14 protein-coding genes are annotated in these 16,888 nt (G+C 53.8%); 5 read left to right on the plus strand and 9 right to left on the minus strand.

Annotated features, from left to right (window positions below; translation table 11 throughout):
• The first annotated feature begins 14 nt into the window (after positions 1-14).
• From maiA to HBA55_RS01605, 4 genes are all read left to right on the plus strand, one after another.
• The gene (gene maiA, locus HBA55_RS01590; protein WP_166986077.1) at positions 15-662 is read left to right on the plus strand and encodes a maleylacetoacetate isomerase; all 648 of its coding nucleotides are present in this window, start codon (positions 15-17) and stop codon (positions 660-662) included.
• Positions 649-1,548, plus strand: coding sequence for a DMT family transporter (locus tag HBA55_RS01595; protein ID WP_166986080.1), 900 nt, complete (start codon positions 649-651; stop codon positions 1,546-1,548). The genes maiA and HBA55_RS01595 overlap by 14 nt, the downstream gene beginning before the upstream one ends.
• Before the next feature lie 127 nt (positions 1,549-1,675).
• Positions 1,676-3,394, plus strand: coding sequence for a VRR-NUC domain-containing protein (locus HBA55_RS01600; protein ID WP_166986083.1), 1,719 nt, complete (start codon positions 1,676-1,678; stop codon positions 3,392-3,394).
• A gap of 98 nt (positions 3,395-3,492) precedes the next feature.
• The gene (locus HBA55_RS01605) at positions 3,493-4,119 is read left to right on the plus strand and encodes a TMEM165/GDT1 family protein (RefSeq protein WP_166986086.1); all 627 of its coding nucleotides are present in this window, start codon (positions 3,493-3,495) and stop codon (positions 4,117-4,119) included.
• Positions 4,120-4,488: 369 nt separating this feature from the next.
• Here the strand turns inward: HBA55_RS01605 and HBA55_RS01610 are convergent, their stop codons facing one another.
• The 8 genes from HBA55_RS01610 to HBA55_RS01645 all read right to left on the minus strand — a co-directional run bounded on the left by HBA55_RS01610 (position 4,489) and on the right by HBA55_RS01645 (position 14,459).
• Positions 4,489-4,935, minus strand: coding sequence for an REP-associated tyrosine transposase (locus HBA55_RS01610; protein ID WP_206019481.1), 447 nt, complete (start codon positions 4,933-4,935; stop codon positions 4,489-4,491).
• 277 nt (positions 4,936-5,212) lie between these two features.
• Entirely contained in the window at positions 5,213-6,457 is a 1,245-nt protein-coding gene (locus HBA55_RS01615; protein WP_166986089.1) for a serine hydrolase domain-containing protein, read from the minus strand.
• A 38-nt stretch (positions 6,458-6,495) separates the two neighbouring features.
• Complete coding sequence (locus tag HBA55_RS01620; RefSeq protein ID WP_166986092.1) at positions 6,496-8,037, minus strand: M81 family metallopeptidase; 1,542 nt, start codon at positions 8,035-8,037, stop codon at positions 6,496-6,498.
• On the minus strand, positions 8,024-9,262 hold the full coding sequence (locus HBA55_RS01625; protein WP_166986095.1) for a metal-dependent hydrolase family protein: 1,239 nt from the start codon (positions 9,260-9,262) through the stop codon (positions 8,024-8,026). The genes HBA55_RS01620 and HBA55_RS01625 overlap by 14 nt, the downstream gene beginning before the upstream one ends.
• Before the next feature lie 31 nt (positions 9,263-9,293).
• Complete coding sequence (locus tag HBA55_RS01630) at positions 9,294-10,208, minus strand: alpha/beta hydrolase (protein WP_166986098.1); 915 nt, start codon at positions 10,206-10,208, stop codon at positions 9,294-9,296.
• The gene (locus HBA55_RS01635) at positions 10,205-11,734 is read right to left on the minus strand and encodes a class I adenylate-forming enzyme family protein (protein ID WP_240945887.1); all 1,530 of its coding nucleotides are present in this window, start codon (positions 11,732-11,734) and stop codon (positions 10,205-10,207) included. Before HBA55_RS01635 ends, HBA55_RS01630 begins: the two co-directional genes overlap by 4 nt.
• Before the next feature lie 4 nt (positions 11,735-11,738).
• Complete coding sequence (locus HBA55_RS01640; RefSeq protein WP_166986104.1) at positions 11,739-12,227, minus strand: MaoC/PaaZ C-terminal domain-containing protein; 489 nt, start codon at positions 12,225-12,227, stop codon at positions 11,739-11,741.
• A gap of 78 nt (positions 12,228-12,305) precedes the next feature.
• Entirely contained in the window at positions 12,306-14,459 is a 2,154-nt protein-coding gene (locus HBA55_RS01645) for a TonB-dependent receptor (protein ID WP_166986106.1), read from the minus strand.
• Between the two features lie 300 nt (positions 14,460-14,759).
• On the opposite strand from HBA55_RS01645, the gene HBA55_RS01650 reads away from it, so the two are divergent.
• On the plus strand, positions 14,760-15,425 hold the full coding sequence (locus HBA55_RS01650; RefSeq protein WP_166986109.1) for a TetR/AcrR family transcriptional regulator: 666 nt from the start codon (positions 14,760-14,762) through the stop codon (positions 15,423-15,425).
• A 93-nt stretch (positions 15,426-15,518) separates the two neighbouring features.
• On the opposite strand, the gene HBA55_RS01655 is transcribed toward HBA55_RS01650, so the two are convergent.
• Positions 15,519-16,838: an alkaline phosphatase gene (locus HBA55_RS01655; RefSeq protein WP_166986112.1), complete on the minus strand. Its 1,320-nt coding sequence runs from the start codon at positions 16,836-16,838 to the stop codon at positions 15,519-15,521.
• Positions 16,839-16,888: the final 50 nt, after the last annotated feature.

Raw genomic sequence — 16,888 nt, forward strand, 5'->3', positions numbered from 1 at the left:
CAGGAGGCCTTCCCATGCACAAACTCTATACCTTCTGGCGCAGCTCCGCATCCTACCGGGTGCGGATTGCGTTAAACCTGAAAGGACTGGACTACGAGTCAATCCCCATTCACTTTCGCAAGGATGGCGGACAACACAAACAGCCCGACTTTCTCGTCAAGAACCCACAGGGGCTGTTACCGGTTTTGCAAACGGATGGAGAGCATCTGCTGCAGTCGCTGGCCATCATCCAGTATCTGGATGAAACGCATCCCGATGTCCCATTGATTCCGCGGGCCCCTCTGGCCAGAGCCAGGGTCAATGCCATGGCGCAACTGATTGCCTGCGAGATTCATCCCGTCAATAACCTGCGAGTTTTGCAATACCTGCGCCAGCAATTGGGGCAGGATGATGAAGGTGTGAAACGCTGGGTTCAGCATTGGGTGGGCGAGGGTTTACGTGCACTGGAAACATTGGTGTGTGAACAGGGCGATGGCAAACACTGTTTTGGCGATAGTATTACCCTGGCCGATGTTTGCCTGGTGCCCCAGGTGTACAATGCCGAGCGTTTTGGTTGCGACTTGAGTCAATATCCGACATTGTGCGGTATCACCGAGCACCTGCGGGGATTGCAGAGCTTTGCCAGGGCGGCGCCGGAACAACAAGCGGATGCTGAACTCTAACGCCCTCGGCCAATCCTGCTCCCGCAATTTGCCAAAAGCGGTGGCCATCAGCCTGATGGCCGCAGTGATCAACGCGCTGGTGACGGCTGGCACTAAGATTCTTGGCGACGACATGGCTGTGTTTACCATCGTCTGCTGTCAATATGCTGTTGGGCTGCTGCTTTGCCTGCCTTTACTGGGAGGGGTTCGGGGAGCAAAAAACGAAATTTTTCGCCTCACTCCCAGCCTGTTTCGCCTGCATTTATTGCGGGGCGTCAGCGGTGTCGCTGCTTTTTACGCGTTTTACTTCGCCATTCTCCAAATTCCATTGGCGGAGGCCACATTGCTGCGCTTCGCCGCCCCTCTTTTTGTTCCACTATTGGTACTGATCTGGAAAAATAAAGTCGTGCCCGCCAGTCGCTGGCCGTCTCTGATTGTGGGGTTCTGCGGCGTACTGGTGATTCTTCGGCCATTTGGTGCGCAGCTGAGTCATTGGCATCTATTGGGTTTATTATCCGCGTTGGGGCTGGCCGTCTCAATGGTGTCCACCCGTGAACTGGTGGGCCGCACATCCAGCACCGCGATCATCTTCTTTTATTTTCTCCTCGGTTGTATTTGCAGTCTGCCTCTGGCGATTGTGCACTGGACACCCCTATCTCCCTTCAACTGGCCGATATTACTGACCGTCGGGTTGGGATTCTTCGCCGCCATGCAGATGAACACCCGTGCGTTGAAGTTCGCCAAACCCAGTGAGGTGTCACCGGTGGGTTACTGCAATGTGGTGTTTGCCGGCTTTTTGGGATGGTGGATATGGGGACAGGTCCCGGATGTTTGGGCGTGGCTGGGAAGCCTGCTGGTGGTTGTGGGTGCACTGCTGATATTCAGGTCCGATAGCGGCAATGTGTAGGCGGACAACGTTTCAGATTTTCTGATGTGCAGTTTTGTGTTTTAGCGCGAGGCATAGTAGCCGCAAGAACACTTCCCAATTCTGGGGTATAGTGAGAATCCATTTCCACTACCGGATAAAAGCCATTATGGCCAATGAAGTCGTTCTGCCAGATGACTACTACCTGACCAATTTCCAGTCATTGCTGGATTTTGTCTACCGGTGCTACGATCACTTGCTGTCCGAGGAGGAGCTGGGTTTCTACCGCTCCTTCCAGGCGTTGGATCATCACAGCCAGCTTTTGTACGTGCGCCTGCTGTCCCGCAAAGGGGTGCCCTCCTCGGCGGGGGCATTGTTTCGGCTGAGCAAATTGCATTACAACGAGATCGAGAACATTCCCGCGACCGCAGAGCGATTGCAGGCGTGTGGTTTGCTGTGCCGAGATCCGCAATTGCCACTGACGCAATACCTGCCGCTCTACACAAAAGCCGAGCTGCTGTCCTTTTGTGGGGAGTCTTTTCCCAAAAATATCAAGCGTGAGCAATTGCTGGAGGCTCTTTTGGAAAAAGATGCCGCTGAGTTTCTGTCTCGCCTTCGCCACCTCGACACAGCCTATGGGGTACAGGGCGGACAGCACTTCGACACCTTCAAGTTGTGCTTTTTTGGAAATCTTCGCCAGGATCTCACCGAGTATGTGTTGAGAGACCTGGGATTAACGCGCTATGAAAACTACCCGCTGGACCACGGCAACCTGCCGTTTCAGTCGCGGCATCAAGTACAACAACATCTGCAGTATTATCAATGCCTGGAACAACTGGAACAGATGCCCCTGGATAACCTTGAGGCGGTCCTGGAACTGAACTCACAGCTGCCCGAGGGAATTGATGGCGACAGAACCCTGCAACGTCGTTTGGAGCGCTTGCGCTTGACCCTGGCACGACAACTGGAACGACTCAATGCACTGTCGGAAGCTGAACACTTATACCGCCAGTGCCAGCTGCCTCCGGCCCGAGAGCGGCTGGCGCGGATCGCGGTGCAGCGAGGGGAAGTCGACGCCGGGCTGGCCATATGTAGGGACATACTGGCCGAGCCCCACAACGAAGAAGAGCGGGTGTTTGCCAAGAGTTTTGGTCATCGCACCGCCAGACGCACGGAAGTGGCAACGGATTGGCCGGCCCCAAAGACTGCCAAGCCCAATTCAGAGACCCTGGTGCTGCCCCCCTCCGACCAACGGGTCGAACTTCTGGTTGCCAACCATCTGCAATATAAGCAGCTTGAGCTGTCCAATCAAAACATCGAAACCACCACTGACAAACAATGCTGCTTCTACGTTGAAAACAGCCTGTTCACAGGAATGCTTGGCTTGTATCTCTGGGATATTGTCTTTGCCCCGATAGCAGGTGCATTCTTCAATCCCTTTCAAAGCGCCCCCGCCGACTTCCACACCCCGGACTTCTATCGCTTACGCGCAGATCACATAGACCAGCGTCTGGCGGAGCTGAACAGCCAATCCCTGAGCGAGCGGATCTGGCGGACCTATCGGGAAAAACGTGGCATTGCCAACCCTCTGGTAAACTGGACAGTCATCTCGGAGCCGCTAATGGAACTGGCATTAACCCGCATATCGGCGGCTCACTGGACCAGCCTGTTTGAGCGTCTACTCAGTGATCTGCGCCATCACCGCAGCGGCCTGCCGGATTTGATTCTGTTCCCAGCCGCAGGCGGCTACGAACTGATCGAAGTCAAGGGTCCAGGAGACCGCCTGCAGAAAAACCAGCTGCGCTGGATGGCGTTTTTTGAACGACAGGGAATTCCCCACCGCGTTATTCACGTACAGTGGGGGAATGGCTCCAGAAAAGCGCTTTAGCTCAGTATTTTAAACGGGTGAATGAACCCAACATGATATATCATGACCCCTTGTAATTGGCATAGTGCAGGCCCGTCGATCAGTGGCCAGCTGAATTTATGGACGATTTGATCAGGCTGACGTCAACTTTGAACGGATTGGATATTCTTACCATTTCAAGTACGAGTTACTTATTGATATTTGCAGCAGAGATGGGCGATAAAAGCCAATTGGTCTGTATGGCACTCGCCGCCAGATACCGTGCAGCCCCCGTGATGCTGGGCTCCGGCTTGGCATTCCTGTTCCTCAATACAATTGCGGTCGTATTCGGCGTGGCAATAGCCAGCTGGATTCCCAATGTCATTATCGCTGCAAGCGTTGCCATTCTATTTACAGCGTTCGGCATTCATGCGGTACTTGCAGAAGATCATCAAGACGATAAACCTGTCGACGTACGTAATGACCGCAGTATTCTGCTGGCGACGTTCATGCTCATCACCATCGCTGAATTTGGCGATAAGACTCAGTTGGCAGTCGTGGCTTTAACCAGCACGAGCACACCCATTGCCGTATGGATTGGTTCAACCCTTGCGCTTGTAACGACATCAGCGCTGGGCGTTTGGGCTGGGCGTACCCTGTTGCAAAGGATCTCCATCACATTATTGCATCGTATCAGTGGCATGCTGTTTCTTGTGTTGGCCCTATTGGCGATGTACAAAACCTACGTGGCTTATCTAAATACGTGACGTGTGTTGGATTCGTCGCAGTAGTTTGTGAGGGCTCGCTGCATTCGTAAATGGGAGGAGGTATTAGTGGGCTTTTGGGAAGGGATATATCTTGGAATCCTCTAAAGCAGACATTCGAACTAAGAGATAGGGAATAATCGAAAGACTGATGTCTACCCAACCCGGTCTTTCACGACTTCTAAAGTTCAGTGATTTCTCTGGAAAATTAAGTTCAGCTATAGAGCCAACACCTGATATTAACTCCATAGCTTGGTAGGGTGGATTAGCGACAGCGTAATCCACCAATCACTCTCCGGTTGCTCCGATATCCATCGCTACATCTCCACCCCAGTCAATTGGCAACACGCCCCCCTTTACATACCGGTGAAATTATGAATAAGGCCAATCCTTCACCCGAGAAACCAACCCGTGTTTAACGGGATTGACATGCACATAATCAACATGAGCATTAAAATCAGATTGATCCCGAATCGCATGTTCCCAAAAACGCCGCTGCCAAACTCCTGCCTCTCTTCGCCCTTTACGATTGAGCGGACATAACAGGCTTTCAGGTAAAGCCTTTGAAAACGCTGTTTTCAGCAAGCGCAATCTCAAGGAAAAATCGGAATCACCTTCTGGAAGCGTCCAAACACAGTGGAAGTGATCTGGCAAGATAACGCAGGCGTCAATTTGAAATGGGTAACGAAGACGAACAGTTCTTGTCACGTCTCGAAGTAAATCGATGTTGTCTACCAACAGGTTTCGGCTTCTGTCTTTTATATTTACGGTGAAGAAATAGCTACCGCCGGAGACTCGAAGCCTTTTGTAATACGGCATATAACACGTCCTTTTGTTGTAGCCTGAGAGTAGTTTGGTGGATTACGCTTCGCTCTTGTGCCCCTTGTGGGTAAATCCACCCTACGCCACTCCGTAAATTGGGTTTTGAAGTCCGCTAAGTATACCTCTCTTGCCAATCTACTAACTGATGCGAAAGCATGAATTTTATGTCGGCTCATGTCTGACAGCTGAGTTAAAGCTTAACTTCCACTTTATCCGCAACTCCACAGACGTATGCACTACCCCCAAATACAAATTGGATCAACGATTTCAGCCCCTACAGACTCTGATAAAGACTCTCAACCAATAGCGAACTCAGCCCCAGCGTCGCATCATAGTGGTTACGTACAAAACCACCGGCGATGCCGGCCTCTGGATCAGCAAAACCGTAGTTACCACCACCGCCGATCATCCCCACGGCCTTGGCATTGGGACCAAAGGGCGCCGGTAAGTCGGGAAAATAAGGAGTATTCGAATGATGGCTGCCCGGTGTCCAGCGGTTCTCCAGATTGATCAGCCTATCCTTGCCGCCGGGGCCCGCCGGGGTGATGAACTCTGTGACGGTCTCGGGTTTAAAGAACGGCTTTCCGAACTGAACACCCTCATTAGCTAGAGGCGTCCAGAGGCGCGCGAGACTGCGTGCATCCGAAGTGACATTGGCGGAACCGAATTCAGCGGCCAGTGCCTTCGGCTCGCTCCAGAGCTTTAAGAAACTCAAGGAGCGCAGGTGAAGGTCTGCACCAAATAAACCGTTAAAGTGAGCGTCGTATTTCCAATCGGCGGGGCTTTCCGCATCCCCCTCGCTGTCTCCGTTTTCCAGCAGCTCCTGCATCTTGGCCAGCGCATTGGTGCATTGCTCGGTCATCGGGGCCATAGGCCAGGGTTTGATTTGTGCCAGGTCCCGCTGCTCTTCGGGAGGGGTGCCTAACCAGCAGTTCAAACTCCAGGGTCCGAACAATTCAGTTCGCAGGAACTCGCCCGCCCGCTTGCCAATAATACGGTACACCAGTTCGCTGACGAGGTTGCCATAGGTATAACCGTGATAACCCTCTGCCGTACCCGGCTCCCAGTCCGGTGCTGCCTGGGCCAGGCGCCTGGCAATTTCGTCGTATTGATCAAGGCCGTTGCCATCCAGGTCCAGTAGCTCAGTGTAGCCAGGCAATTGCGTGGAACCCGAAGCATGGCTTAGCAGCATTCGCACGGTGGTATTTTCTTTGCCATTGCATCCATATTCAGGCCAGTACTGGCTGACCCTTTCATCCAAGTCCAGCTCGCCCCGGTCGACCAGCAACATGGCGGCAAAGGCGGTTACCGCCTTACTGGTGGATTGTATATGCACCTTGGTATTGCAGTTCCATGGACGCTTGTGATCCGCCTGCCCTGCCCACAGATCCACAATGGTTTCCCCACCCCTGGTCGCAGCAAAGGCAGCGCCGCCTGACCCCATTAGATGGGCTTGCCTGGAAAACGTGTCTCGAACGGCCTCATAGCCGGGCTTGGTGTAACCGTGAATCTGGGTCATTCGCACTTCCTTCACTTTCGGAATATTTGTAAGCTTAGTCAACTTCTGTCCATCTCCGCCACGTCGATCTCAACGTCGTCCAGGGGCCAGATAGGACGGCGGATTTTTTGCCAGTGAAACTGTTGAAAGTTAAAACTGAAAATGCCACCGGCGTCCGGGTAGAGCAGACCTCGGCTGATGGGTTGGAGATCAGCACGCATGTGATTGAACGCTTTACTCACAATCACATTCATCTCTTCAGCAATAACGCCAAACAGTTTTAGTTGTTCGCGATCATGGATCTGGCTTGGAAAACTATTGACGATAACATCAACGCCTTCGATGTTGAGCAGAGCACTTTTACCCAAGTCCCCGGCTTGCCCCTGAAGATAAGGTCCGCTGTGAACAAATTTGCCATCGGACAGGGCTCTCACGGCTGCGATTCCCGACACCGGTCCACCGCCAAAACGGGGATCGCACTTGCCACCCAGAGCAACCTCTATCTCAGCACCGACTCCGGCTGCGTGAGCCTGCTCGACGGCAGCTTTGTCAAATAAGGGACCAAAGACAGCCCCGGCAACGCGGCGTGCAATCAGCGCCTGCAGCATTGCGGTACTGTCACCATAGCCACCGGCATAGGGGCAATCACTGAAATCGCCTAGTAGAAACGGTCGCGGCTGAGCGGCCGTCGCTTCGACAGCGTCGAGGGCTTCGTCAATGGACACGATATCAATGGTTAACACGTCCCGCGTCCGCCAGATCTCTTCGCCCAGCTCGTTCAGGTAGGCATCCGCCCGATCCGATTCGCCGTCCATGACCAGAACGGCACTGGGGCCCGTCCAGGTCTGGTCCGCATGGGGAAAGGAGGCCATAAAACTCGCGTCCAGCAGCTGTGGATCGTCAGCCTGCAGTTGCCGCACCCGCTCCAATAGCGACCGCATTGGAGATGCCTCGGCCAGGGTGCGTCCATGATCAAGACCCGTGATCATGGGCGGGTGGATGGAGCAGCAATGTGGCTTGATTTCCCCCTTGAGGGTACGCGCCAATAAGGTTGCCGATCTCAGTGACGCGGCTCGTATGTCTGTGTGGGGCGTCGTATGAAACCCGCAAATGATGTCACAATCGCGCACGAACTGTGGCGACAGGTTTGCATGGGGATCGAGATTAACGGCCAGGGGAACATCCCGCCCGAGACGCTGCCTGATTCGCCGTACAAACTCGCCTTCCGGATCATCCAGGTGCTCACAGGCCATGCCGCCGTGCAGCGGCAGCAACAACCCATCAAAAGGCCCTTCCGTCAACAGCTGTTTTTCAATGCGCGCCCACAGACTTTCAAAGGCATGCTCACTGACCGGGCCGGCTGGCCAGGCGAATGCACAAACGCCTACCACCAGCTCCCAACCCTCAACCTCCGCAACGTCGAGATAGCCGGCAAAGTAATGATCACTGTCTCGAAATTGCTGCAGATCACCGTGCTCTGGCACAAAGAAGAGTCCCTTCTCGGTAAACGCCTCCAGAGTGGTGGGGTATTTATTAAAGCCATGGGTTTCGGTGGCAATGCCACAGACAAAAATACGCGGCTTGAAATCAGTGGAGCTCATTGCGAATCAGGCTCCCACCTTTCATGATCAGCGGCATCTGTTCCGGTCGCTGGAAGACCGACAGATCTTTGAGCGGATTGCCATCCAGCACGATCATGTCAGCGTAGGCACCGGCACTGATTTCACCCACTGCGCCCTTCATCTGCACAATCTCCGCATTGATGGAAGTTGCTGAGCGAAGGACATCGATGGCCGGTTGAACTTCAGCGCGATATTCAAACTCCTTACTCTGTAGAGGATGATACTGCGGACCAAACAAATCGGTTCCCATACCCATTTTGGCCCCGGCTCGGTGCATGTTTTCGACGGACGTCAGCACCTGATCCCACAGCGGTTTGATCTTTTCCAGACTCTCCGGGTACATGCCAAGCTCAGGGCCGTAATCCAGGATCTGGCGCATGACCGCCAGCGTGGGTACGGCGAACGTCTTGTCTGTCGCCGCTAACATTTCAGCCGTATCGGGAAGAATCTCGGTGGCGTGATCAATGGAGCGTACGCCGTTCGCAATACTGCGCTTTGCGCCTACATCTGTGTGGCAATGTACAACCACATATTTACGACGGGTCTCGCATTCGTAAACCGCCGCCCGAATCTCTTCATCGGTAAATTGAGGCATCCAGATCGGGTCTGTGGGGGATGCCACACCGCCGGAAATAAACATCTTGATATGATCCGCACCTTTACGCAGTTCCTCACGAACCAGCTTGCGCACATCATCGACACCATCCACCACCTGGCAGATGGTGCCCGAATAAGCGCAACCGCAGGACATCTCTTCTTCATCGTGACGGCGCATATCGCCGTGACCACCGGTTTGCGATAGTGCCTGTCCCCCGTAGAGAAAACGCGGGCCATTGATCAGTCCCGCCTCGGTAGCCAGGCGCAGTCCTACATCACCACCGCCCGGATCCCTGACCGTGGTAAAACCCCGTTGCAGTGCGCCTTCAAGCAATTTGATGGAATGGCTGACCTTAAGCGGCTTGGGCATGCTGTCGAGCTTGGCCATGTTAAAACTGATGGAATAAGCGTGAAAATGCAGATCCAATAGACCGGGCATAAGAAATTTGCCCTTCAGATCAAGCACCTCGGCGTTGTCGATGTTGACGTTTTTATCGGTGACTTCACGAATACGTTCGCCCTCGACAACAACACTGCCACCTTCGATCAGCTCTTCATTAACACCGTCAAAAATAACGGCGTTCTTAAATATTTTTGGTTGGCTCATGCCAATCTCCCAGCTTAATGCTCTCTAATATCTATAAACTCGCTGTTTCATCGTTTTCCAGCCGGGCAGTCAAACCCTCTGCATAACCCAATCCGGTGCCATAGAGTTTTCGAATACCGGTGGCGATAATATGGGGTATCACTGAAGCGTGATCTTCACCATCAAACACGTGCGTGGTGATATCGATACGTGGCAACTTCAAATCCTTGAGGCGTTCCAGCATCGGCAGGCCAATACCGGCCTGCGCAGATGCGGGTTCGTCCAGTTCAGCACCACCAACCGCGTGATACACTTTCCGGGCGACCCTATTGCTTGATGATTTTTGATTCTCCACAAAGGCTTTTTCCACCGCTTCGATGTCATCCCACCACTCGGTGCCAAAGGTGCCAATGAGGTAGCGCCGCAACAGCTGACTGTCTTCAAACAATGCGTAGGCGGCAAAAGCGCCGGCCGCTGAGTGACCAAACAGACCTATATCGTCAACCGCGACGGCATAACGGTCGGACAGCACGGGCATCAGGTTTTTCTCAATAAAGCCCAGGAAGTCGGCTGCCCCCCCAAAGGTATCTTCAAAGTCCCAGCCCAGTTGATCAACCGCCTCTTTGTAAAGCTGAAACACTGGCTCAATATGTGGACCTCTTTGTGGACATCCCGGGGTTAAATATCGAAGCCGTTTCAGGCCACGCATGGCATTGCCTTCGTCCGGTGGTGTATCAATACCCACCACGATGATTTCTTCGATTCCGCCCAGCCCGCTTTGAGCGCGAACCGTCTCGAAGGCGGTTGCAAAGGTCAGACTGCCATCCAGAACCAGCAACAGAGGGTAGTTCTTGCCCGGCTTTGGATAGCCGCCCGGCAGGCCCACCGTGATTTCGAACGTCATGTCGAAAGCACTCTGCAACTGAAAGCATTCGCAGTCCGAAAGGGTTTTGTTGTAAATCCTCATTTGCTGCTTCTCATCGTTTTTAGTTGTGCTTTATCGATCTTGCCAATGGGCAGCATTGGCAGCTCCCGACGGATAAAAAACTGTTTGGGCACCTTGTAGTTCGCCAAGTGTTGTTTACAAAACTGTTTAATATCAGCCTCCTCCAGGCGGGCGCCTGCCTCGAGCAGGATATAGGCCACGCCCTTTTCCGTATAAACGGGATCAGGCACACCAAACACCGCGCTCATGGCGACGGCCGGATGCTGCTCCAGCGTTAACTCGATTTCCCTGGGGTAGATGTTATAGCCACCGGACTTATACATCTCCTTGATCCTGCCGGCGATGCGCCAGTAGCCACTGTCCGGATCGACTTCCGCGCAATCCCCGGTTTTGAGCCAGCCGTCTTCGGTAAACGCCTCCCGAGTTGCCTCCGGTTGGTTCAAATAGCCGGACATAACCGTCTTGGAACGCACCTGTATTTCATTGGAATCGGGATCAAGACGCACCTGGTAGCCGGCGGGCGGAATACCAACAAAGCTCGCCAGCGACTCATCACAGACATCATCCGGCATGTAAAGCGCTTCTCCACCCAGTTCGGTACTGCCATAGCTGGTATACAGTTGCGGCGTTATCTCACGCAACTTGCGAATCATATCCTGTGGGCAGGGTGATCCGCTCCAGACGAGCGATTGCACGCAGGCCATTCCCATCTCTCGGTATTGCGGGCATTCGAGTATTTTTTGGTACATCATGGGAATTTGATGCATAAAAGTCACATTCAGTTCGTTGACCACCTTGACGACATCCTCCGCGTCGAATCGAGGCATCAACACACTGGCGCCGCCGGCAACGATCGCCTGGCAACTCAATTGCACCGCCCCTCCCACATGGTTTATGGGCAGATTATTGAGAATTCGCAGAGGCTCCGCCCACCAGTGCCGGCATTGGGTGCGGGCACTGGTGACCACACTGGCGTGGCTGAGCAGTGCGCCTTTCGGACGGCCTGTGCTGCCCGATGTATAAACCACCAGGCAGGGGTCTTCTGCGCGGACGCTGGCACATTCCCTGGAAAAATCTGTTTCATCAACTTCAGCGCCAAGGGCAAGAAAATCACTGAAATCAGGTTCCCCAATCGTATGCAGCGACGCAATGCTGGAGCATTGCTGGAACAGATATCGCAGATCCTTACGGAAATCACGTCCCTCAAATTGTTCCATCCCCAGCAACACTTTTGGGCGCGAGTCCTGCAGCAGATAACTCAACTCGTCTCGGGTTTGACGCGGATTCAAGCCCTGCCAGATTGCCCCCAGGCGCGCCGTCGCCATAAATAGGATCAAGTATTCAGCCTGTGGTACCGACAACAGGGCCACCCGCTCACCCCGCCTGACGCCGCAGGTATAAAGAGCACGCGCACAGCGATCAACAGCCCGCTCGAATTGCAGCCAGTTGTAGCTCCGCTTCTGCTCGACCAACGCATCGGCGTTCGGCGTCGCAGCCGCATAGTGCCTCGGGTAATCGCTGATCAGCGCCAACTCGGGGACTCTCATCAATTCAGGCCTCGCGATCTTTCAGCCACATAATCAAGTATTCAGCCACCAACGCCGGTTTTTCCTGCCCCTCGATTTCGACCACCTTTTCGAACGTATATAGAGTTTTGTTGTCGCCCTTGCTTTCAATGTTCTTCAGGGTGATTTTCCCGCGAATACGAGAGTCGACCAGTACCGGTGCGATCAGGCGCATGCGATTAAATCCGTAGCTGGCAGGATAGCCATAGCTTACAGGGTCGCCATCGAGCTGATAACGAAACACCTCATAGAGCATTGACGTCGTCAGGGAAGTCGTCAGCCAGCCAAACGCTATGGTCTTACCCCAAGGGCTGTGAACGGATGCCCATTGAGGATTGATGTGGTGTGGATCGGGATCGTTGATCGCCTCTCCAAAGGCGTTAATTCGTTCCTGGGTAATGGTTGTCCAGCTGGAATAAAACGTCTCACCAACGTGTTGGTGGCAATTTTCCAGAGTCATAAAGTGTTCGGTCATTGCAGATTTCCAGAGTCTTGGTTGAGCAGGCTGGTGGCGAGGCACCTGGGAGTGCCCCGCTCAAGCGGTGTTTGACGTTCAGAAACGCAGACTGGCTTCGACACCGAGGGTTCGTGGACGCATGCGACTGGCCGGCACGCCGGCTATTGCGGTCTGCGCAAACAGACTGATGCGGCCATCTTCGTCGGTGAGGTTTTCGCCCGTCAGATACAGCGACCAGTGTTCCGCTTCTACCCCGAGGCGTGCATTAAGCACTGCAAAGGAGTCCGACTCCGTACTGAACCCGACCGTGTAATCCGGTCGTGAATCGGTGTATTGATAGGCCGTATAGAAACGGCCGTTGAGCCCGGTATCTGCCAATGGCCATTGGTAGGCGGCCGATACCGACATTGTGGCCTCGGGCACCTGGGTGACGGTATCCCCGTCAGCAATATTGGCCAGGGGCAGATCGTCTCCGTATTCTGTACTGTTGAAGTTGGCTGCGATCTGCAGAGTCAAACCGGGAACCCCGCGGTAGAGAACGCCGATGTCGACGCCAACGGCGTCCGCTTCGCCCACATTCTCAGCGTAGGAAATGGGCAGGCCACTGTTCGGATCCACCGTGCCCAACAGGGTGATGATGTCATCCCACTGCAGGTAATACAGCGCCGCTTCCAGAGTCAGGGCATCATCCATAAAGCTCAATTTGGTACCCAGCTCGTAGCTGATCAGATCTTCCGACTCGGAAAATTCAGGAGCGGCGATACCTGCGGCCACTGCCGACAGCAGAGAGATACCTTGCTGCGCCACGCCACTGCGAAATCCCTGAGCCACGTTCAGGTAATAGAGACTGTCGCCGTCGGGCGCGTAGGCCAGGTTCACGCGACCAGTCACCTTGTCAAGGTCCTGTGAACGTTTGGCGTCAAAACCCAGCGCATTCAGCCCGGCAATGGTGAGCGCCCCCAGGTCTTCTTCCTCCCGCTCATCTTCAAAGTAACGGCTGCCCAGTGTCAGCGTCCATTCGTCACTCAGTTCGTAGTGCAATTCTCCGAACACCGCCCATTGCGTGGATCGTTTCTCCTGATCGGCGACGACGGTTAACACCGGGTCGGGCAGCCCCGCCAGCAAAGTTCCGGCAATGACCTGCTGCTCTTGCCTGGCGTCCATAAAGAACACACCGGCCGTCCAGGACAAACTGCCTTCGCCAGTGTAAGCCAGACGCAGCTCCTGATTCAGCGTGCGGTTTTCAATCGGCAGCAATACTGGAGCGCCCAACACATTTTGATCCAGCTGCTGTTTGTTCTCGATCAGCGATGTGGTGCTGTAGAGGGAGACCTGCTCGAAATCGTATTCCAGCACCAGATTGTATAAATCGAATTCTATACGGTTCGTCAGATCATCGGCTGTAACGGGCCTCACCCCGGCCGGAATCGGCAATGGCAACGCCGCAGGATCGAACTCGATAAAGACCGGCGAAAACTCATAATCTTTATCGGCATAGGGAACCGCGCTTGCCACCTCACTGTGCCAGGCCGTCAGTTTTATGCTCAGGTTGTCTGTCGGCGTAAACAACAACTTGGCTCGATAGCTTTCGTCTTCGCTGTCGTTGTAGTCGTTTTCGCCCGTCAGGGGTAAGTCGATAAAGCCAGCCTGATCCACACGAGAGGCAACAACACGCGCAGACAGCACGTCCTCTATCAATGGCAGGTTTATTGCGGCCTGTGCCTTCCAGCTGTCGCCATGCCCACTGGTCGATGAAATACCGCCATTGGCCTTGAATTCAAACTCGTTGTGCTCTGGACTACGCGTCAGCACACGCACCGTACCCCCCTGGGAGCTGGCCCCGTAGAGCGTACCCTGCGGGCCGCGCAGCACCTCAATGCGCTCAAGATCATAGGGGTTCATATCGGGTACAAACTGTTGTCCCACTTGGGTGTAGGGTAAATCATCCATGTAATAACCCACTGTCGCGTCGCCAAACAACGAACTCACACCGCGAATTTGAACCGTATTGGAACCCCCGAACAGTTCAACGCTGGATACTCCTGGGTTGCCGGCAATCGCGTCGGCAACGGAAACCACACCCTGGTCTTCCAATTGCTCCCCGGTCATGGCACTGATGGAGAAAGAGGTATCCATAATGCTCTTGGCTCCAATCTTTTCGGCCGTGACTATAATTTCCTCTAGCATGAGCCTGGCGACATCTTCCGCCACGGCATGGCCACAAGGTATGGCCAGAAAAGCGGCCGCCAAGGCTGTCTTCTTGCAAAATCCAAGTTTTGTACCAGTAATCCAGCTGTCTGCACTAGCCTTTCTAGAAAATGATGTCTTCATCAGTTCGCTCTCGTTATTGGATATCTCTTTCAGCATTTATAACCAGCTGCAATTAAGTCAGGCTTTTTAACTACCAAGGTGCACAAGCATGCACCCCACACCCCTATGGTGCACAAGCATGCACCTGATGTCAACAAAAAGGTGCTCGCCCGTGCACCCCTCGCTGTTATTGGCTACAATGGCCGCTGGATTGGCATCAGCAAGTATAGGAGAGTGGCAATGCCCACCAACTCAGGCGGCGGCAAGCAGCCGCAGCATGAAGAACATGCGACGACGGAAAATAGCGGGCGGCAAAAGCTGATCAACGCCGCCATGAAGCTGTTTGGCGAAAAAGGCCATGATAAGACCAGCCTCGATGAGTTGGCGGCAGAAGCGGGTGTCTCCAAGGGGCTGGTACACAAGTACTTTGGCGGTAAATCCGGGCTGCGCGATGCCACCGACCACTATGTCGCCGGTCGCCGGCGGGCTATGTTCGAAACACCGCTACACACCATACGCAATGGACACATCGGGGACGCCTTTGGACAGAACAATCCGGAGTTCGCCGAAGAGGAACAGCTTACCGCCAACTATATGCGCGGCCGACTATGGGAGCCTCCCAGCCAGGCCACCAGGGACTACCTGAAAAACGTTTTTGACATGTATCGGGAAGAATTGGATCACCTTCATCAGCAAGGCTTGCTGCGCGATGGTGTTGAGGATTTCGATGCTTATGCGATGTCGCTGGCGTACCTTGGCTTGGGGCGGCTACTGTTTCATCCCTTGGGGCTGGAAATATTGAATGTCGATAGTAAAGAGAAACGTGTTGCCTTTGACGATATCCAGCAATCGATTTTGGATCATTTGCTGCTACGAGCAGACTCAGGCAAAAGCTCGATTAATTGAAGTTTGGTAGCGGTGACCAGAGGTGAACAGACATATTGTATTGAGACGAGAGTCTCCGATACAGCCAATGCGAGCAGCCCATTCGTAGCAACCTCACATTCGCAAAAAAAAGCGCATCAAAGAAAATAGTTGAGGCTGATCGAACACGGGTTGTGCCCCTTCGGGCGGCATAAAATTCATCATCAAGGGCACTTGTGTGCCTGTGTGCTCCTCGTAAGCGGCGTTATTGGTGGCGTAGCTAACCCCCATCAGACCACCCTCCGGGGTTTTGATGACTGCCAAACGACCAATACTGAAGGCATTTTCACTCTTTGGTAACATACTCGGGTAAGGCACTAATTGCGCGGCCTGGCCGTGATCCGCTGTGACCAGTACCAGAGTATTGGTATCTCCAGCTGCAAATTCGAGGGCGACTCCAAGAGCCTCATCCAACTGTTCCAGCTCACCGATGCTTCCGCAGGGCTGTCGGCGGTGGGCCTGTTTGTCAATGGATGCCGACTCCACCATCAGGAAAAATCCGCGCTCGTTGTTTCTATCCAGATGCGCAATGGCCTTCTCGGTCATTGTCTTCAGGCTGGGCACATTCCTGGCTAAAGGATTGGGGATGCAGCTAAACGCGGGAGGCGCCACAATGGATTGACCGTCAAAGTCGAGAAATTCCGCTTTGTGGTTGTTCTCACCCCTCAGTTGAACGGGCAGATCCCCCTCTGAAAAAAGCCCCAGGACCTTTCCGTTGTAGGGCAGATGCTCCAATGCCTCTTTTGATTCCACAAGGTGAAAGCCTTGGCTTTTAAGTATTGAAGCATCAAAATGTTGTCTGCCACCACCCAGCAGAATATCGATGGACGATGTGGAGATCTGATGGGCAATCGAGCCTTTGCCACCCCGCTCTAAACGGTCCACAGTACACTTTTCCTTCCGCATATTGATTGCACCTTGGCAACCTCGATTCACAGAATGAGCTAAAAAAGACGCGGGAGTGGCGTCGGTGACAGAAGCCGTTGTAACCGCACCGGTACGAACTCCATTTTCGATCGCGATTTCAGTAATGGACTTCAACGCCAGATTGGATTGCGCAGCTGTTGCAATGCGACCTCGGCTGGTCACCACACCGGTTGCCATCGCCGTGGCGCTGTTGGCGGAATCGGCGACATAGACGGGCTTTTCCGGATTTGACTCGTCAACCGTAAGTACTTGAACCGCGCTCCTGATCGGCAACCTGTCGATGGCAAGACGCCCGCCGGCACCCCTTAAGTAATTGCGTGCGATGGTGATCTGTTGATCATCCATACCATCACCAATAATCAGAATGACGTTTTTGGGATTTTCCTGAGCATGAAGCCTGAGCGGCAAACTCAGAATGGCAAACAACAGAACGACGCCCAAAAGCCGTTTCTCTACAGAAAGCAACATCTGTCTTCCTTTTTCGAATAGGTTCACCAGGATTGCTGCCTGAGGCCATC

Origin of the sequence: Pseudomaricurvus alkylphenolicus, assembly GCF_011683955.1 — a bacterium.
GTDB classification, from domain to species: Bacteria; Pseudomonadota; Gammaproteobacteria; order Pseudomonadales; family Cellvibrionaceae; genus Pseudomaricurvus; species Pseudomaricurvus alkylphenolicus.